Source organism: Terriglobia bacterium, from assembly GCA_020072815.1.
In the GTDB taxonomy this organism is placed as follows: domain Bacteria; phylum Acidobacteriota; class Terriglobia; order Terriglobales; family Acidobacteriaceae; genus Angelobacter.
Genome location: JAIQGE010000005.1, coordinates 264,453 through 283,812 on the forward strand (window position 1 = coordinate 264,453; position 19,360 = coordinate 283,812).

Genomic DNA, 19,360 nt, shown 5'->3' on the forward strand with positions numbered 1-19,360 from the left:
CTCTGTGGCTGAAACTGGACTCAACCTGGGCGGTGAAATGAATCAAGGAACAACTGCGGCTCCGTACGTGCGGGAAAAATTCAAGTTGCTCAACCGCAGCTACGGCAGCACCCTGGTGCGCATCGGCGCGCATCACGTGCCGCGGCGCAGCCTGATCCTGGCGGCCAGTGAAAGTTTCCTGATCATGTTCGCCCTGGCCGCAGCCACCGCCTTGCGGTTCGTCAACCTGCGCACCGCTCTCGAGTACCTTTCCCAGCCGGAGAACTGGCTGCGCTTTGCCCTGGTCACCGTGGTCTGCCAGCTCTCGCTCTACTACAACGACCTCTATGAGACCCGCGCGGTCAGCACGCGCGGCCTGCGGCTGGTGCGGGCCTTTGCCGCCATGGGCATCGCGCTCCTGGTGCTGTCATTCCTCTATTACCTGATTCCCGCCGTCCGGCTGGAGCGCGGAATCGCCATGCTGGCTGCGGCCGTCGCACTGCCGTTGCTGGTGGTTTGGCGACTGAGCCTGGACAAGAGCAAGGTCTTCACCCGTCCGCTGGAACGCATCCTGGTCCTGGGCACGGGACGCAGCGGAATCAATCTGGCCGCTGAGATCCTGCGCCGTCCCGAGTTGCAATACAAAGTTGTGGGGTTTCTCGACGAGCGCGCCACCGGCGAAAGCCGGATCTTTGTCACCCCGGGCATTCTCGGCACGGTGAATGACGTGGAAGAAGTTGTTGCCCGCGAAGACGTGGACCGCGTCGTCATCTCGCTGGGCGAGCGCCGCGGCGTCATGCCCTTCCGCCAACTGGCCACGCTCAAGCTGCAAGGCCTGCCCATTGAAGATTGCCTGTCGCTTTACGAGCGTCTCACCGGACGCATCTCGCTGGAGCAGCTCCAACCCAGCTGGCTGATCATGGGCGATGGCTTCCGCAAGTCGCGCATAGTCCGCGCCGCCAAACGCATCTCCGACATTGTGGTTTCGTTGCTGGCCATTTTGCTGACGTTTCCCCTCATGGTAGCCGTGGCGCTGGCCATCGCCATCGAAGACGGCTGGCCGGTAGTCTTCAAGCAGGACCGCGTGGGCCTGGGCGGACACAGCTTCAAAGTCTTCAAGTTCCGCTCCATGCGCAAAGGCTCGGAGAAAGCCGCGCCCAGTTGGACCGCCGACGGCGATCCCCGCATCACCCGCGTGGGCAATTTCATCCGCAAGTTCCGCCTGGACGAACTGCCGCAGCTCTTCAACATCCTGCGCGGCGAAATGAGCGTGGTCGGCCCGCGTCCGGAGGTCCCGTTTTTCTGCGAACTGCTGGAGCGCGAGATCCCGTTCTTCAACCAGCGCCACAGCGTGCGTCCCGGACTCACCGGCTGGGCCCAGGTGAAGTACCAGTATGGCGCCAGCCTGGAACAGGCCAAGACCAAGTTCGAATATGACCTCTTCTACATCAAGCACCTGTCGTTCATGTTCGACCTCACCATCATCCTGGAGACGGTGAAAGTGGTGCTGACCGGCAAAGGCGGGAAGTAGGAACCCTTATTGCTGCCTGGGTGGTTTTGCCCTCACTTTTGGCGTGCCTTCGTCGCTCGATCCCTTTTCCCTCAGGTTTGCATCCCACTTGCCGCCGCAGATTTGATCGACAGCATAAGAATAGTTTGTGAAGCATTTCTGTCTATGTCTGAATGGCACAAGGCTAAAGGGCAGGAGGTCTCCCTTCACATCGGCACGCAGCACAACAATGGCCTTTTCCCGACGCCTAAAAAAATAGGTACTGGAGGCGGTGGTTTTCGCTCCTGGTGGGAAATGGTCAATCAAATCATCGCGAATAGAGTTGTCGTCCCCCGTATCAAACGGAGCAATTCTGGCATCTTTTGGCGGCAGGTCGTTACACTTTCCGTCCCAAAGTCTGTTGCCCCCAATTGCCAAGACTGCAGGATTAAAAAAAGTGGGGCTGGACGCGCTGTCTTCCGGTAGGTTCTCCTCTTCTAAGTCAACTATCCAGCCGTTGACTCTGACGTCATTAATGTCGAAAGGAACTTGACCTTCGTTCGTGATTTTAATTTCAAACCTTACTTGGCAAACATTCGAGTTCGGAATACTTGCCCAATGGAGCTCCGTGTCAACAGGAGACTTAGCCTCAAGGCCGGGCCGCACAGTCTGTTGGAAAACGCTCCACGCCCATATGCCCGCAATCGCTAGCGCAAAGATTTGAGCCAGTTTGTTTATCGTGTCCACCTTGTCCTTAAACCCATTGGGCTCTGACGGAGTTTGAGGAGTATTAGGCATCGAAGTAGCCTGTTCTGACGCCGGTGACATTTTCTGATTTGTCGGCGGTTGTGTCGCACTCATTGTGGTTCCTTGGAGCTTTTAAGAAAGACGAAGAACTATATCCTCCAAGAAAGCTCTAATCAACAGTGAAAGTTTCTTTGCGAAGGTGCTGCTCGACTGCCCGCTTATCGCGCACATAACCGCGAATGCCCGCCGGCTACTGAAACAAAAGGATAATCTGGAGTACAAGCGCGGATGAACGAGGATCAAACGAAAATCTGTGCGTAGAGACGTAGCACCGCTACGTCTCAAACTCCAGGAATACGTTGCGCATAAGGGGAAGGCATGCCCGTCTAGTCCCCGCAGGGGACGGTTGGTAGGGCAGGCTTTTAAGCCTGCCTGAGCCGAAGGCGAAACGAGCCGTTTCAACGGCGGGAAAGCTGGGAGAAATAAGGCGAGTCCCCGCAGGGGACGGCTGAGTCTGATCAAGAACAGGGGCCGCCTCTCCGCGGCCCCTCTCGTTCATTAATTCTCAGTTACCCGCTTACGCCACCTGTCCCTTGCTGGCTTTTTGCCCGATGAACTCCAGCAACGCGGCGTTCACTTCATCCGCATGGGTCCACGTCAGGCCGTGCGGGCCGCCTTCGATCACCACCAGCTTGCTGCCTTTCACCAGTTCGGCGGTGCGTTTGCCCGTGGCCGCGAGCGGCAGAATCCGGTCTGAGTCGCCGTGAATGACCAGCGTTGGAATCTCGATGCGCTTGAGATCGTTGCGGAAGTCGGTCAGCCACGCGGAAACGCATTCCAGGGTGCCGATAGGGGAAGCGCCGGCGGCGACGTTCCAACTCATCTGCACCACCTGGTCGCTGATGCGCTTGCCGCCCAACACGTCCACGTTGTAGAAGTTTGCCAGGAACTGAGAGAGGAACGCCGGACGGTCGGCGATGATCCCTTTCCTGATTCCCTCGAACACGCTGCCGTCCACGCCTTCAGGGTTGTCCGGCGTCTTGAGCAGGAATGGCGGAATGGACGCGATGAAAACCGCTTTGCTTACGCGCACGCTTCCGTAATTGCCGAGAAAGCGCGCCACTTCGCCGCCGCCCATGGAAAAGCCGACCAGCGTTACGTCATGCAGGTTGATCTTGTCCAGCAGCTTGTCCAGGTCCTCGGCGAAAGTGTCATAGTCGTAGCCCGAAGCCGGCCTGCTCGAGTAGCCGAATCCCCGGCGGTCATAGGCGATCACCCGATAACCCGCATCCAGCAGCGCCGCTGTCTGCTTTTCCCAGGAGCGTCCGCTCAGCGGCCAGCCGTGAACCAGCACCACCGGCTTACCTTTGCCCTGGTCCTCATAGTAGATATCAATGGTGCCCGAGTTTTCTTTGCCGACTTCAATATATGGCATGGAATTTCCTTCCTTTCTTGTGTGCGTTGCAGTTGAAGGTTGCCGGTTGGATTCTGGGCTGCGTGTTTCCGCTCGCCCGGGCGAAGGCGCGCGATGTCTGCGATTGAAAAACGGTTTGAGTTTCTGCGTTGGTTCGAGTGAGTGCCCGGCGTGTCAGCGCCATTTACATCAGAATAGGAGTACCCGTGTATGATATGCGCCCGGACGGGCGGCGGGGACGGAATTATTCGGGCATTGTCCTTTTTCGCGACGTTCGCCGGATGGACGCCGGAACGTTCCCGCTGTGGCGATCACTCCACGCGCATTCGCGCGCGACTGGGTCCTGATTGTCTGCTGCAAACCGAGTGTCTAGGTCGTTCGATCGCTAGATCGGCGTTTCCACCGTGTCCTTGGCCCCGTATCCCTCGCCATAGCCATAGCCGTAACGGTTGTATCGCTTGTTGCTGGGGTCGGTGGAGCAGTTCAGCACCACGCCCACCAATTTCTGCGGGTCCAGCTGCGGACGTATCTTGGCCAGGGCCTCGCGGTTGCTCTTGCGCGAGCGGACCACCAGCAGCACGCTTTCGCACGGCGCGGAGATCACTTCGAAATCGGTCAGGCCCAGCACCGGCGGCGCATCAATAATGACCAAGCGGAAAGACTCAGCGCACCAGCCCACGAATTCCTTCCAGCGGTCCTGGGAGAACAACTCCGGCGCCGGCGTGACCGCCGTGCCGGCGGGCAAGAAGAACAGGTTCGGCGAATCTGTGGCCAGGATCGCCGAGGAGTTCGCAATTCCATGCTCCAGTATCTTGGCCAGGCCCGGCGATGCGGGGTCCCCCAGCAAGCGCGAGAGTCCGCGGGTGCGCAGATCAGTATCTACGAGCAGGACCGGCCAGTTCTGTATGTTGGCATAGCACAGCGCCAGATTCAGCGACGTGAGCGTCTTGCCTTCGCCTTGTTCGGCGCTGCTGATCACCATGGAGCGCGTTCCCAGCTCGGTTTGCCGCTTCACCAGGCGCGTGCGCAGCATGCGGTAGCCTTCCACCGCCAGTTGCATGGCGGGATTGTATTGCGCCGCCAGGAATGATTTCTCATTGTCGCGACGCAAGGAAATCTTCCGGCAGTTTTCCAGCCGGCCCGCAGCCACCTGCGAGACAATTTCATCCGAAAGCGGCAGCGTGCCGAACAGCGGCTCCACATCTTTGCCGTTCGCCGGGCCCGCGCCGTTGGTAACGTGAATGCCTTTCTTGATCGCGTCCACAGCGTCCTGGACGTCTACTGCGGTATAGGCTGGCGTGCTGCTTCCCACGTTGGCAGGTTTGCGAGTTTCGTTGAAAAATCTGCTCATAATCTCTTCGTTCTTCGCTCTTTCTGGCCCACAACAAGGTCCAGGCCCCGGTTCTTATTTGGCCGTCGCTGCGGAAGGTTCCGGCGCCGCGCGTGGCGGAGTTTCAGGAACTTCCAGCAGGTCATCGGTAAGGGTGAGATCATCCACCGCTTCCATGACCAGATCAGGCGTAATCCTGCGCTCTTGCCGGCGGAACCCGGCCGCCAGCGCACGGTCGCACAGCAGGTTGATCAGGCGCGGCGTGCCCCGGGCCCGCCGATAGATGTCTTCCAGCGCCGGCGGAGTGAACGGGTTCTCTTTGGAAAGTCCGGCCACGTGCAGGCGTTCCGCGATATAGGCACGTGTCTCCGGCAGCGTCAGCGTGCGCAGCTTGGAGACCACGGCCACGCGTCCGCGCAGCGCCGCGAATTGCGGTTTCATCAGCAGCGGCACCAGCTCCGGCTGCCCGCAGAGGATCACTTGCAGGACCGGCACAGGATAGTTGTCGGTGTTCAGCAGCAACCGCACCTCTTCCAACAGTTCCGGCGAGAGTAGATGGGCTTCATCAATGATGATCAGCACCACACCGCTTTGGCGCTGGCAGGAGAGCAACAGCTCATGTAAGGCCCGCAGTCGCGCCGGCTTGGTTGCCGAAGCAGCGCTGATCTCCAGTTCGTCCAGCAGTGATTCCAAAAGCTCGTCCGGGCTAAGAGTCGGGTTCACCACGAACGCCGAACGGATCGGCACCTTGGACGACGATTCATGCATGAGAATGTGCTGCAGGCAGTAGAGCAACGTCGTCTTGCCGGTGCCGATGGGACCCACGGAAACCTGGAGGCCTTTGCGCAGCGAAACACCTTCCAGCAGGGCCCGCAACGTGTTGCGATGGGGCTCTGCCAGATGAAGAAACCGGGGATCGGGAGTAAGCCGAAACGGTTCCTGCGTTAAACCATAAAAGGCTGAATACATTTCTTCTCTGCCTTGCTGTTACCCGGCGCCACGGCATCTCCCTGCAGGGGGGCGGGGTAGAAGTTGCTTTCGTCAGGGTGAAAGTGCAACTTCCGGGCCAAACTGCTGGCTAGTAAGCATGTTTAGAATCAAATAGATAGAGATAATCAAGGATAAGCGAGGTGCAGAAGTGCAAACCTCTGCACATTTGATTACTTTCCCTTCAATGCCCTCAAGCTGGTAGACGTTCCTCGCGGTAGCGATGAATACGCGCTCGTCTAAGCTGCCAGATGCGGCAGTCCGCAGTTTTAGCTGACCTTCGCCATCTGTTTCAGCGTAGATGGCCTTCTTCCCACGCTCACGTACAACAGCCCGTGGGCCTCCATTTCCTCCAGGGAGTAGAGGTTGCGGCCATCCAGAACAATGGGATAGGTCAATTGCTGGCGAATACGCTTCAAATCCAGGGCAGAGAACTCGTCCCAATCGGTGAGGATCAACAGGGCGTCGGCGCCCGCGGCGGCCTGGTAAGGCCCTTCGGCAAAGGTGATCCGGTCCTGGAAGACTTCTTTCGAGCGTGGCATGGCCGCCGGATCGTAGGCGGTAATGCGTGCTCCTTCGGCCAGCAGATCTTCCACCAGCGCGATGGCTGGAGACTCGCGAATATCGTCAGTGCGGCCCTTGAAGGCCAGACCCAGCACCGCCAGCTTCTTGCCCTTGAGCGTCCACAGGGCCGTGCGGATTTTCTTCATGAAGCGGTGCCGCTGGTCTTCGTTGATCTGCATGACTTCATTCAGAAGCCCGAAGTCATATCCGCATTCCCGGGCCACAGCGCAGAAAGCGGCTACATCTTTGGGGAAGCAAGACCCGCCGTAGCCGATGCCGGCGCGCAGAAAGCGCGGTCCGATGCGGGAATCGCTGCCCACGCCCAGCGCCACCTGTTCAATGTCGGCGTCAACCTCTTCGCAGATATTGGCCACTGCATTGATAAACGAGATCTTCATCGCCAGGAATGCATTGGAAGCATGTTTAATCAGCTCCGCGCTCTTGGCCGTGGTCACAATGATGGGCGGCGGAATGGTGACTCCGTCCGGCTCCGGTATTTTGTTCAGCGATTCGTAGTAACGGCCGCTGGTCAGCGGCGAATAGACGTCACACAGAATGGCGGCTGCACGCGGAGTGTCTGCGCCCACCACAATGCGGTCGGGGTACAGGAAATCGGTCACCGCCGTGCCTTCCCGCAGGAATTCCGGGTTGGACACCACGTCAAACTCGCATTCTGCTCCGGTGGTCAACTGCATCACCCGCCGGATCCAATCACTGGTATAAACAGGGACAGTGCTTTTTTCGATGATGACTTTATATCCATCAATATTGTGGGCGATTTCCCGCGCCACCGACTCCACGTAAGAAAGGTCAGCCTCGCCGTTGTCTTTGGGCGGCGTTCCCACAGCGATAAAAATGACCGAACATGACTTGATTGCTTCCGCCAACGAACTGGAAAACTTCAGGCCAACGTTGCGGTGGCGTTCCAGTAACTCGGGCAGGAACTGCTCATGAATCGGGACTTCCCCGCGGTTCAGCGCAGCCACTCTTTCCAGGTCGTTGTCCACGCAGACCACTTGATAACCGAGCTCGGCGAAGCACGCTGCCGCTACCAACCCGACGTAGCCGGAACCAACAACTGCAATTCTGTTCACTTTCATCCTCCGTAGGCCCGTTTGCGATCCTGGTTCCTACTTCAAATCTTCTCTCCCGCTGAACGCAGGAGTCCGATTTAGGATATGCACGTTGACTACCAATATTGCCCTTGCTTAACTACTATAAATAAAAGGCTTAACCATTGTAACTGTCTCCAAAGAACACAACAGTGAGGAAACCCGATACACATGTGCAAACGATTGCAGCAGATGTGCCAACGCCTGTCCCTGGGCTGGCCCTGCAACTGCTAAAAATGATCAGAGGGCGGCGCGAGTCGCGATTTGGCTCGTGCAAGCAAGCCATCGTGTATTCTCGAATATGGCGCCGGAGGCGCACTGATTGGGGCTGACAGGAAAAATGCGAGCACTTGTAACCGGAGGCGCCGGGTTCCTCGGCTCCCACTTATGCGACGCGCTGATCGCGGGCGGCTGGTCCGTGGTCTGCGTGGACAACCTTCTCACCGGACGCACTTCCAATTTGTCCCAACTAAAGAATGACCCGCGTTTCGAATTCGTTGAGCAAGATGTCTCGGAGCCGTTTGACGTTGGTGCGGTAGATTTTGTATTCGACTTCGCCTCGCCGGCCAGCCCGGTGGATTACATGCTGCACGGCATCGCCACCCTGAAAGCCGGCAGCTACGGAACTGTGAATGCCCTGGAAGTCGCGCGCAAGCATCGCGCCGGCTTTCTCCTGGCTTCCACCAGCGAGTGTTACGGCGATCCCTTGGAGCATCCGCAGACGGAAACTTACTGGGGTCACGTCAATCCCATCGGGCCGCGTTCGGTTTATGACGAGGCCAAGCGCTTCGCTGAAGCCATGACCATGGCCTATCACCGCTATCACCAGGTGAACACGCGGATTGTTCGCATCTTCAATACCTACGGTCCACGGCTGCAGTTGAACGATGGGCGGGTCATCTCCAACTTCATGAAGCAGGCCCTGCGCGGCGAGGACCTTACCGTTTACGGCGACGGCCGCCAGACCCGCAGCTTTTGCTACGTGAGCGACGAAATTGAAGGCATTTTGCGATTGTCCCGGTCGGAAGAGCATTTGCCGGTGAACATCGGCAACCCGGATGAATTCACCATGCTGGAGTGCGCCGCCGAGGTGCTGGCGGTGACTGGATCAAAGAGCAAGATCACTTTCGCTCCGCTGCCGCAAGACGATCCCAAGCAGCGCTGCCCGGACATCAGCAAAGCGAAAAAATTGCTTGGCTGGTCGCCCGTCGTCAGCCTGCGTGAAGGGCTAAAGCTTTCCCTGAGTTATTTTGAGAAAGCGGTGGCTGAAGAACGCGCCGCCGCCGCCAAGTAGCGCCACGTCGCGGGCCGTTGCTTGGCGTGCGCTCCCGTTGCGTGCTCACACTTTGTAGTATTGCCGGTACCAATCCACAAAGCGGCCCACGCCCAGTTCAATCGGAGTGTGCGGGCGGTAGCCGGTGGCCCGCGAGAGCTCGTCGATATCGGCATACGTGGTGGGCACGTCTCCCGGCTGCATGGGCAGCGAGTTGATCACCGCCTTCTTGCCGATCTTCTCTTCCAGGACCTCAATCAGCCGCGTCAGCTCCACCGGCTGGTTGTTGCCGATGTTGTAAATGCGATAACGCGGTGAAACTTCGTCGTTCGCTGTGTGCGACGCGTCCGGCCCCGGCGGCTTGGCCATGGTGCGGACCACGCCTTCTACTACGTCGTCAACGTAGGTGAAATCGCGCAGCATCTTGCCGTGATTGAACACGTCAATCGGCTTGCCCTCGATGATGGCTTTGCAGAACTTGAACAGCGCCATGTCCGGCCTGCCCCACGGCCCGTACACTGTGAAAAACCGCAGGCCGGTCAGGGGCAAGCCGTAAAGATGCGCGTAAACGTGCGCGATCAGTTCATCGCTCTTCTTGGTGGCGGCATACAGGCTCACCGGATGGTCAACGTTGTCCCGTTCGGAAAAAGGGATCTTCTTGTTGGCCCCGTAGACCGAACTCGAGGAAGCAAAAACAAAATGCGGAACATGCTTCTTGTAGGCCTCCTCCAGCAGGTTCACGAATCCCACAACGTTGCTCTGCACATAGAGGTGCGGATTTTCCAGAGAGTAGCGCACGCCCGCCTGCGCTGCCAGGTGCACTACCGGACCAAAATCCTGGCGGAACAGTTGCTGGACCCAGCCCAGATCGCTGATGTCGCCCCGCACAAATTGAAAATTCTGGTGCTGCCCAAGAATCGCTACGCGGGCGTCCTTCAGGCCTTCGTTGTAGAAGGAATTGAGATTATCAATTCCCAGTACCGGTTGGCCCATCTGCAGAAGGCGCTGGCAGACGTGGAAACCAATGAAGCCTGCTGCTCCAGTGACCAGGACTCTGCTCATCGCGATTTGTTTTTCAGTTGGCATCTTGTTCATGGGCATCGCGGAATCTCTCCAGCATGGTATCAGGAACCCTCGGAGGTGCCGGACTCAGGGTGTCGAGTGCGCTAACAACTCGCATTCGCGCTCCATCCCAATCACGCGACGCGAATTCGAATGAAAATCCCTGCGTTCGTGGCCGTAGGCGCCAGTCGTTCGCTGCCTTGGCTGGTTCAGCGTCTGGCAATTTGTTGGCAGGATATGAAAATCGCCCACTCGAATATGCAATCGCTTTCACCGTGGCTTTCAGGTACTGCAAGGCAGTGCTCCATAGCGTTGTGCAACAGCAGCCATTTCCATCTCCAAGTCGTTTATTGACAAAAAGATAGCAGCGTGCTGGTTGCCTGCCCAACCGGCGATTCCGTAGCCCGGCGTTCGGCATCTCGCTTGCACCTACAGCATCAACACAGCCCCAGGAAGTAGTGTGGGTTGGAGCGGTAGCCGGAGGATGGATCGCAAGCATGAAGACAACCCAGGTTTCGTATCGTGCCGGCCAGTTGAGGTCAACCCCGGAGGAGGAAAATAAAATGCGTTCGCGAATGATCTGTCTGACTATCTTGATGTGCCTGCTGATTGCCGTTGCCGCCCCCGCTGTGGCCCAAAACCGCAATCTGACGGTTGCTGTGCTGGTCAATTCCACCAATACAACTGCTTACAACACCAGCCAAACCACTCCCGGGGAATATCAGCGCTACGCGGAACGCTACCTGCAGAATTTTCAGGTGCCCTATCAGGTGTTTGATGTCTCCTCGGCAAATCCTCTGGCTGATCTGAACAGCCGCCAGTTGATCATTGCAGGCCACCGCGGGCTCTCACTGTCCGCCACCTGGCAGAATGCCATCGTTACCGCCGTGCAGGGCGGGACCGGCTTCGTTAACTTGGACTCAGCTTCAACCATCGGCGCCAACACCCATATCCAGACGATTTTTGGCGCCACCGGTTCCACGCTGGGCGCCGCCAGCACTTCCATCACCGTGCCTGCCGCTCTGGCGCCGGGCGGAGCGACGCCCCACTACATCGCTGGATTGCAGTGGAAGTCCCCGCTGGAATTTGCCGGCGACTTTGTTTACAGCTTTCATGTTGATCAAAACGGCGCGCAACAAACTGCTACCGCAACCGTCCTGCAGAACGCCGGTGGAACGGTCATCGCCAAAATCGGCACAGATCCTCTTGTCCTGGCCACCACTTTCGGTTCTGGACGCGCCGTGAACTTCGGTACCCTGGATTATCTTCAGGCCGACCGTTTCGGCTTCATGATGGGTGTGGACGATATTTTTTGGCGCAGCCTGGTGTGGGCCGCGCGCAAACCGTTTGCCCTTCGCGGCTATCCCCGCTTCTGGGCCCTGCGCATGGACCACAACGTGGACACTGACTGGCCCACGCGCATCAAGGAAATGTACAATCCCACGCTCACCGGCAACGTCGCTGCTGACGGCACCGGCGGCCCCTGGAAAGTGACCGGCTCTGTCTATCTGAACTTCTTGCCGCCGGGCGATCCCGGCCGCGCTGCCATCATCCAGGACATGAAGGCGGGCAAGATTCAGCTCAGCCCCCACGGGTTCCAGAGCGAGACTTACGGCGATCTGTTTTTCGGCGGTCCCAACACGCCGCCTGGGCCCTTGACGGACTCCCAGTGGCAGGCCAACGTCACTGCAATCCAGCAGTGGGTGCAGGGCAACGGAGGGAATGACACCATTCCTTCTCTCTCCAAGTGGGTCCTGGGCCACTTCTATGACATCTCCAACAACGTGGGCTACGATTTCTGGAACACCTTCGGGTTCCGCTACGTCGGCACCACCGACCTCCCGGGTTTTGTGTACACCACAGACCCCACGCAGGCCGGCTATCAGACCGAGCGACTCAAAGTATTCCCCTACTGGAAATACCAGCTGCCGCCCAAGCCGGCCAATGATTTTGCGTCCGACGAATCGTACTCATTCTTGTTCGCCGACGATTTGACCATCGGCAGCCGCGCGGGCCTGCCATCACAGAACTTCTTTCTGGTGGGCTCACGAGCGCTCGATCACAACCTTGCCGGCGTTGATCCTGACATCGGCTGGTGTGACGGCGTGGGCAACGGCGCCGGGTTCAGCACCGGCAAATATGAATGGTATACATGGCGGCTTTTCACCAGCCTGGCGCCGGTGGAAGTGTTTACCCATGACGACGCCTACTCCAATTGCCAGGATACGGCGCGCAAGCAAATCATCACTGACGTTTCTGCGTGGCTGAACCAGCAGAAAGCCCGCCAGGTTTTCATGCAGGACATGTCGCAGTATATGTACGCGCGCACCAAGTCCACGCTGACGCAGGCCAGCTTTGACGGGACGAACATTACTTACACCTTCACCGGAAAAGCCGCCGATCCAGACGGCGTTCTGGTTCCCACACAGGTTCTGGTGTTCAGCGGTGATAACGAAGGAGCGTGGCAAACCGTAGCCGGTTTCACCAACGGCCTGGTCGCCACACTGGCGCCGCCTCCCGCTCCACCCACCGTGGTTGCCATCACGCCTAACGCCGGCAGCATCGCGGGTGGGACCAGCGTCACCATCTCCGGAGCGAGTTTCACGGCTGGATCAACGGTGACCATCGGCGGGGCCAACGCCACCGCCGTCAGCTTCGTCAACAGTTCAACTCTCATCGCCAACACTCCCGCGGGCGCGCAAGGCACGGTTGATGTAACCGTGACTACGGCCAACGGCTCAGGCACGCTGAAGTCAAGCTTTACGTTTATTGGTCCGCCGGCGATCAGCCGGGTCAGCCCGTCGTCCGGTCCCAGCACCGGTGGCAACATCATCAACATTCACGGAACATCGTTCACCACCGGTACTCAAGTCACCATTGGTGGCGTAACGGCCGGCAACATTACTTTGATTGACAGCACCCGGCTCTCGGCAACGGTGCCGCCAGGAGCCATCGGCACGAACGCGACCGTAGCCGTCACCAGCTCGTTTGGTTCGGCTTCATCGGCTGGCGCTTACAGCTATCTTGATCCGGCATCCATTCTGCTGCAGGACAGCTTCAATGGAGACAGCAGCGCCACCTGGACGGCTTCGCCTCTGGGGCTGGCCAGCGGCTGGACGCGCGTGGGCGGGGCCTTTGACTTCTCCGGCATCGGCCACACCCAGCAGTATTCCGGCAGCACCAACTGGAACAATTACGTTTTTGAAGCCAAAGTCCGCTTGTTCAGCCTGCAGAATTTCCCCGGCGGCATCCGCGGACGCATCAACCCCGCGAACGGAGTTGGATACGCCATCTGGTTGTATCCCGGAACCAATGCCATCCGCCTGTTCCGCACCGGCGGATGGAACATTGATTCGTCTGGTCTAACCACCTTGGCCTCAGCTTCACTCACCTACGACGCCACGTCGTTCCATACTCTGCGGCTCGGCTTCCAGGGAAGCACCATTCAGGTTTTCTGGGATGGGACGCTGGTTATGAGCGCCGTGGATTCCACCAACCTGACCGGCGTGGTGGCTTTTGACGTATCCAACCAGCACATTCAGTTCGAAGACGCGCTGGTCACCGGGACCATCGCTTCCGGACCATTCCCCACCAGCGTGAGCGTATCGCCCACCAGTATTGCTTTGACATCCGCCGGCGCCACGCAACAGCTCACTCTCACCGCCAACATGTCTGACGGGTCCACGCAGAACGTCACCAGCAGCCCGGGATCAACTTACACCTCAAGCAACACCGCGGCAGCCACGGTGAGTTCCACTGGACTGGTAACAGCCGTGGCCAGCGGCAACGCCACCATCACCGCGTCAAACAGCGGGTTGAGCGCGACGTCCAGCGTGAACGTTGCGATCACCGCACCCACCATCACGCGCGTGAGCCCCACTCACGGCAGCACCGCGGGCGGCGACCGCATGGATATTTACGGCGCCAGTCTGAGCGTAAATACCAGCGTAACCATTCAGGGCCATGCTGCTTCCGTTCTGTCTGGCTTGGCGGACGGCAGCATGATCACCGTCACCGTTCCAGCGGGCGCCGCTGGCAGCGCGGACGTGGTTGTCTCCAACCCGGCCACCGGCAGCACAACCATGGCGGGGGGATACACTTACGTGAATCCGTCTTCGATTCTGTTCCAGGATTCATTCAACCTCGCGTCCCTGAACAATTGGTCCATCTCTCCGCTCGGCCTGCTTGGTAACTGGACGGCGGCCACGGACATTGCCGACTACAATGGCGGCGGCCACACCCAGCTCTATGCTGGCAGCAACGCCTGGACCGACTACACCGTGGAGGCGCGATTCAACGTGTTCTCCATCAATAACTATCCGGGCGGCCTGCGCGGGCGCGTGAACACCGCCACCGGCGCCGGTTACGAAGCGTGGATCCTGCCGGGCTCCAAGACCATCGTCCTGTATCGCACTGGCGGATGGTCCATTGACTCGCCCGGTCTGACCGCGCTCGGATCATTTACCGTGGCCAACATGGATCCCAATGTGTTCCACAGCCTGAAGTTGAGCTTCAGCGGATCGTCCATTTCGGTGATCTACGATGGTCTCACCATCATCCAGGCCACCGACTCAAACCTGACCAGCGGCGCCGTCGCTCTGGATGTGAGCAACCAGCACATGCAATTCGACGACATCTTTGTTGTTACACCCTGATTGTCGGTTACGTGATTGTTAGTAACGACTGTACGAGTTAGTTTGTTCTGAGCGCCTTGCCATTGTCATGAGGGGATGCAATGGCAAGGCCTTTTCATGAAGGTTGTGGCTGGAGAAAGGCAGTCCTGTCCAGGCCAGTGTCTTGGTCTACGCCCTCCCGCTTCAGTAGAGTAGGTGGTATCCTGCCAGCTTGACGTATTCTTGCGCCACATAAGACCAGTGGCCTTTCCGTTTCCACCAAGTGTCACGCTGAAACGAGCTGGCCTCTTCCGGGACAGCCAAAAAGAAAACGGTCCTCTCTTGGAAGAACGGAATTCGCCGGCAGCAGAATCGTATGCGGCGAAGATGGATTGAAGTGCTCACCAGCGCAATGCTGCGCGGCGGCTCCGGAGCCAGATAGCCGGCAAGGGCGGACAACTCCCAGAATGTGTTGTGCCGCTTGAGCCCTGCCAGACGGACCTGGCGGCTTCCCTTGGTGAAATCCATCCAGAAATGCCGCTGGAAGGGCTGCGTTTTGTCCCGCATGCTGATCAATTCAGGAAGTTCGAAGGCTGCGGCCGTCTGGCGAACTTCAAACCGGCCCACGCTGAGAATCAATCGCGGCGCAAGCCCGCGTTGGAAGAGTTCCAGTCCGTAATCTTTTCTCTCCGGCCTGCCGGCCAGCACAAAGATCAGATCACACGGGCCCGGCACCTCATTGGCAATCAGAACATTGGAGACTGCATCAAGAATGCTCACTTGGGCTGCCTTCTGTCTTCCCAAGCATACAGGCGGCGGGGGTGAAAGGCTGAAAAAGTAAGAGCAGCTCAAGGATTGCGCTCTCGATCTGCTCGGCTGTGAGTCCGCGACTCGCTTCCAAGATTCAGATTCGCATCATTGGCCGCCCGTGTTGGGAGGATGGCCAAAGTTAATGCCGTAGGTCAAAGGCGGCCCGCCACCCACCCCGGGGTAGGAAAACAGAACAAGCCAATCATTGTCGTAATCGTAGCCGCAGAAGGTGTCAACGCTCCCACCTGGGCTGGGAGCTGGATTCGGGCCTCCCGTGATGCCCAGGTCTGTCCAGGCGTTTGACGCAACCGTGTATGCGTACACGTGGCCTCGCGCTGGGTAAATCAGAATGCGGTTACGCTGCTTATCGTAGGCATGGCAGGTGTAAGCTGACGCGGGCGCCTCCGGATGGGGATTCGCGGCGGTCCACCGGCTGGCAACCGGCTGGGTTGGGTCATAGAGATATGTTTGGGCAATGTCTGCACCGTTGTAACTGCGTTCTCCGCCGTACAGGACTACCTTGCCGCTGGCATAGTCATAGACCATGATGTGGGCGTGACGCGCTCCGGGAGCACAAGTGCTGCACACTCGTGTCCAGGTATTGTTGGCCGGGCTATATTCCCACGCTTCCGCCGAGGTGACTCCGGCGACTCCCTTATATCCCCCATAAAGCAGAACGCGATCCACGTTGGGCATATAGACCATGGCCGATTCTTGCCGGATGTTGGGGTTAGGAACTGCTGTAGTTGACTGGAACCAGCTTCCGGAACCCATAATCCCGTTGTGGGTAAACGAATACCAGTCATACTCGAGTCCTCCATCGCAAGAGCCCGAAGTTATGTATGTCTTGTTTCGAAGTGTGTCGTAGGTGATCTGATTGTAGGTTTCACGATGATTAGGCCGCACAACCGTGTTCCCAGGGCACATCTGGTTGGGTACATCACTGACCCATAGTTGGGTCCACAGACCATTGGTGGGATTGAAGCTGAACATTGCGTCCGCCCAAATCCAGGAGCCGGCTGCTGAATCATCTTGAGTGAGTAGAAGAGTCTTGTTTTGATAGTCGTAAACGGTGTTTGTCCAGATAGTATAGGAAGGCTTGGGAAACCCTGTCTGGCTTATCGTTTGCCACGATTGGCCCAAAACAGCGGTGGCAGCGAACATGATCGCCAACGCCGCCATCAAATATTTACATATCGGTTGTAGTCTTGAAGTGGATACCAGCATGGCACTTTCCTTTCTTTACGAGTTTTCAAGCAGCGTGACGATTCGCTGCAATATGAGCAACGGAAAGCTGGTAATGCGGAGCCGTGCTGCACGAACCGTGGGAGTGTGAGGTTGCCCGTGCTAACTGGGCAAGGCGCATCTGATTCAGCTACCACACCTTCATTATGTTAGATAGGCAAGATGTGACAAGTGTGCCTGCCGAGAAAGTAAATGAAGCCTTGCCTGCACAAGTTGTGGGGCAAAATATTCAAAAAACCGTTCTATCTAGAAGTTCATCTCATAGATTAACTAACTCTAATCTCTGCGGTGTAGGTGCAATTGAGTTTCATAAGGGCTTAGTGAGCCGTAAGGTCTCGCAAAAAGAGTAATGAGGTAGCGTCTAGTTGTAAGAGAAGTAAATGTTTAGTATTCGATAAATGTGTACTCTTTGTCAGATACAGCGCCGGGCAAATGAAGCAATGAGGTTAGCACGTGAAAGTGCAAATCGCTGCAGTGGGAGCGGAGGTAAAGTAGGCCTTCTCTGATGGTTTCCGCAGAAGTGAGATTTGGCCAAATACTTGCGACTGGAGTGCATCGCGGGGAAAGGAAAGCTCCGTGTCCAGATAGTGGGTCAGTTGGACTGACCCACTACCCGCATCAGCGTCTAGCGATTCGCGTGTCCATGCGTGTTGTGGGTGTTACTTCACTACCATGGTCACCGTCATGCTGTGGCTCTGGGCCCCGGCCGTGCCGGTGATGGTGAGCGTGTAAGTGCCCGCCGGCGTGCCCTGCGCGCCAGCTGAAACTGTGTTGCTGGAAGTTGATCCGCAACCTACGGTGAATAAGAAGAGGGCAAAAGCAGGCGCCGCGAAAACAAACCGGCGTTTGCTTTTTCCCGCAAAGGCAAGAATCGCAACGAGTCCCAGCAACGCGGGCAGCCACAAAGGCGACGCAGGCAAGTTGCCGGGAAAATCTTGGATGCGGAACGCCGTAGCGGCCCGCGCCGTAGTGGTCACGGTAACGTTCACCGTCGCCGTTGCGCCATTGGGATTGACGGACGTTGGCGACAGGCTGCAATTGCTTCCGGTGGGAGCGCCCGAGCATGAGAGCGCGATTGCTTGATTGAACCCGCCGCTGGCGGAAATCGTCAGGCTGTAGGTGGCCGGCTGCCCGGCCGTGACGGTGCTTGAGGCTGATGGGGCCGAAAGGGAGAAGTCCGGAGGCGGAGCCGTGGTAGTGCCTGTGCCGGAGAGACTCACCGAATGCGGGCTTCCAGCGGCGTTGTCGGTGATGGTCACCGACCCGGTGCGCGTCCCCGCCGCAGTCGGCTTGAACGTGACGTTCACTGTGCAGCTCGATCCCGCCGCCACTGAAACACAATTATTGGTTTGTGAGAAATCGCCGGAGGCGGCGACGCTCGAGATGCTCAGCGGCGCATTTCCGCTATTGGTGATGGAGAAGCTTTTGGCTGCGCTCGAAGTATTCAGAAGCTGGGCGGAAAAAATCAGGCTTGCCGCGGACAATGACACCAGCGGCCCCGTGGCCGTGCTGCAAGTTCCGTTGGGCGGCGCAATGCCTGTGCCGCCGCCAAATTCATACGCGCCAATATCAATCGTGCTCTGGGCTACACGCCCTTCGGCGCACGCCGGATGGACATACTGAAACACCGGAACCAGCGAGTTTGCGCCGTCCGCTCCGGGGTCTACGCCGGCGTTGATTGCCGGCGACCCTGTCAGCAGGTGGTAATCAAACCCGGCGGCATTCACAAAGTTTGGGTTTCCCACAAAATTGTTGGCTTTGATCGCTGACGCTTGATTGGTCAGCGTCCCCGGGCCGAAGAAAATATTGTTCTTGATCACCACCGGGGCAGCCGCCAGGGCGGGTGAAATGAATGTCCCGCTGGCTGCGTCATTGGCGAAGGTATTGTTGATCACGAACATCTGATTGCTGGGGTTGCCTGGGTTGGTGCCTTCTTCCAGATACGCCACCAGCGTGGAGTTGTCGTTCAGCGGACCTTGCTCAATAACGTTGCCGATGATGTAGGACAGTCCGCCGTTCGGAATATCAATCTGGTAGCTGGACGTGCCGGTGGCTTCGTCACTGAGACGGTTGTAGAGCACAAAATTCTGCGCCGCGCGGGTCTTCAGCAGATGCCCAATCTTGGCGTGGTGCGAATAGTTGTAGCGAAAGATCAGCGTTCCTATGTTGCCGATGTAGACGTTGTGGCTCTGCCCATCGCCAAAACCGTTGAACGCGAACTCTGAAAACTCAATGATGATGGTGCTGGTGAGTGAGGAGTCCGTGAGGATGCCTTCTTCGTTGTCGTGAAAATAGCAGTTGCGGACCGTCAGGTTATCAGCCTGCTGGCGGATGCCGGCGCCGTTCTGGTCCACCACGGTGGCGCCGCTGAACTCGATGTTCTCCACTGTGGTATTGGCGCCGGAAATCACCCAGATTCCTTTGCCCTGGGAGTTTTGCCCGCCGGCGTCAATGTGCGCGCGCTGTCCGCCCACGCCGCGGATGGTGAGATTGGGCGTGCTCCAGGCGCATACGTCTCCCACATACGTCACGCTGGAATCAATCTCAATGATGTCGCCCGCCACGGCGGCGGCAATCGCGGCGCACGGCGTGGCAAAGGTCTTTCCTGGACCCACCTGGCGCGTGGCCGCACTAGCGGTTTGAGAGAGAATTGTCAGCGCGAGGATGACAAGGGAACCAAGCAGATTTCTTTTCATGGACAACTTCAACTCCAAAATGCATGCCGCTGTTGACTC

13 protein-coding genes are annotated in these 19,360 nt (G+C 58.0%); 4 read left to right on the top strand and 9 right to left on the bottom strand.

What is annotated here, in order from left to right; translation table 11 throughout:
- Positions 1-4: 4 nt before the first annotated feature.
- Positions 5-1,510: a TIGR03013 family PEP-CTERM/XrtA system glycosyltransferase gene (locus LAO20_08560; protein ID MBZ5531470.1), complete on the top strand. Its 1,506-nt coding sequence runs from the start codon at positions 5-7 to the stop codon at positions 1,508-1,510.
- A 6-nt stretch (positions 1,511-1,516) separates the two neighbouring features.
- Here the strand turns inward: LAO20_08560 and LAO20_08565 are convergent, their stop codons facing one another.
- The 5 genes from LAO20_08565 to LAO20_08585 all read right to left on the bottom strand — a co-directional run bounded on the left by LAO20_08565 (position 1,517) and on the right by LAO20_08585 (position 7,610).
- Positions 1,517-2,329: a hypothetical protein gene (locus LAO20_08565; GenBank protein ID MBZ5531471.1), complete on the bottom strand. Its 813-nt coding sequence runs from the start codon at positions 2,327-2,329 to the stop codon at positions 1,517-1,519.
- Between the two features lie 463 nt (positions 2,330-2,792).
- Positions 2,793-3,650 (bottom strand): alpha/beta hydrolase, encoded by an 858-nt coding sequence (locus LAO20_08570; GenBank protein MBZ5531472.1) that lies wholly within the window; start codon positions 3,648-3,650, stop codon positions 2,793-2,795.
- A 364-nt stretch (positions 3,651-4,014) separates the two neighbouring features.
- Complete coding sequence (locus LAO20_08575; GenBank protein ID MBZ5531473.1) at positions 4,015-4,980, bottom strand: CpsD/CapB family tyrosine-protein kinase; 966 nt, start codon at positions 4,978-4,980, stop codon at positions 4,015-4,017.
- Between the two features lie 54 nt (positions 4,981-5,034).
- On the bottom strand, positions 5,035-5,928 hold the full coding sequence (locus LAO20_08580) for an AAA family ATPase (GenBank protein ID MBZ5531474.1): 894 nt from the start codon (positions 5,926-5,928) through the stop codon (positions 5,035-5,037).
- Positions 5,929-6,215: 287 nt separating this feature from the next.
- The gene (locus LAO20_08585; protein MBZ5531475.1) at positions 6,216-7,610 is read right to left on the bottom strand and encodes a UDP-glucose/GDP-mannose dehydrogenase family protein; all 1,395 of its coding nucleotides are present in this window, start codon (positions 7,608-7,610) and stop codon (positions 6,216-6,218) included.
- Positions 7,611-7,962: 352 nt separating this feature from the next.
- Between LAO20_08585 and LAO20_08590 the strand changes: the two genes are divergently transcribed.
- On the top strand, positions 7,963-8,916 hold the full coding sequence (locus LAO20_08590; protein ID MBZ5531476.1) for an SDR family oxidoreductase: 954 nt from the start codon (positions 7,963-7,965) through the stop codon (positions 8,914-8,916).
- Between the two features lie 45 nt (positions 8,917-8,961).
- On the opposite strand, the gene LAO20_08595 is transcribed toward LAO20_08590, so the two are convergent.
- Positions 8,962-9,957, bottom strand: a complete 996-nt coding sequence (locus tag LAO20_08595) for an NAD-dependent epimerase (protein ID MBZ5531477.1) — start codon at positions 9,955-9,957, stop codon at positions 8,962-8,964.
- A 563-nt stretch (positions 9,958-10,520) separates the two neighbouring features.
- Here LAO20_08595 and LAO20_08600 point away from each other — a divergent pair.
- Positions 10,521-14,612 (top strand): IPT/TIG domain-containing protein, encoded by a 4,092-nt coding sequence (locus tag LAO20_08600; protein ID MBZ5531478.1) that lies wholly within the window; start codon positions 10,521-10,523, stop codon positions 14,610-14,612.
- A gap of 162 nt (positions 14,613-14,774) precedes the next feature.
- Here LAO20_08600 and LAO20_08605 read toward each other — a convergent pair whose 3' ends face one another.
- Together LAO20_08605 and LAO20_08610 are read right to left on the bottom strand one after the other, a co-directional pair.
- Positions 14,775-15,350 (bottom strand): YdcF family protein, encoded by a 576-nt coding sequence (locus LAO20_08605; protein ID MBZ5531479.1) that lies wholly within the window; start codon positions 15,348-15,350, stop codon positions 14,775-14,777.
- 135 nt (positions 15,351-15,485) lie between these two features.
- The gene (locus LAO20_08610) at positions 15,486-16,085 is read right to left on the bottom strand and encodes a hypothetical protein (protein MBZ5531480.1); all 600 of its coding nucleotides are present in this window, start codon (positions 16,083-16,085) and stop codon (positions 15,486-15,488) included.
- Between the two features lie 457 nt (positions 16,086-16,542).
- Between LAO20_08610 and LAO20_08615 the strand changes: the two genes are divergently transcribed.
- Positions 16,543-16,716 carry a hypothetical protein gene (locus LAO20_08615; GenBank protein MBZ5531481.1) on the top strand — a complete coding sequence of 58 codons (174 nt, stop codon included), beginning with the start codon at positions 16,543-16,545 and terminating at the stop codon, positions 16,714-16,716.
- Positions 16,717-17,284: 568 nt separating this feature from the next.
- On the opposite strand, the gene LAO20_08620 is transcribed toward LAO20_08615, so the two are convergent.
- A complete protein-coding gene (locus LAO20_08620) occupies positions 17,285-19,321 on the bottom strand; it encodes a choice-of-anchor D domain-containing protein (GenBank protein ID MBZ5531482.1) in 2,037 nt (678 codons plus the stop codon).
- Between the last annotated feature and the right edge of the window lie 39 nt (positions 19,322-19,360).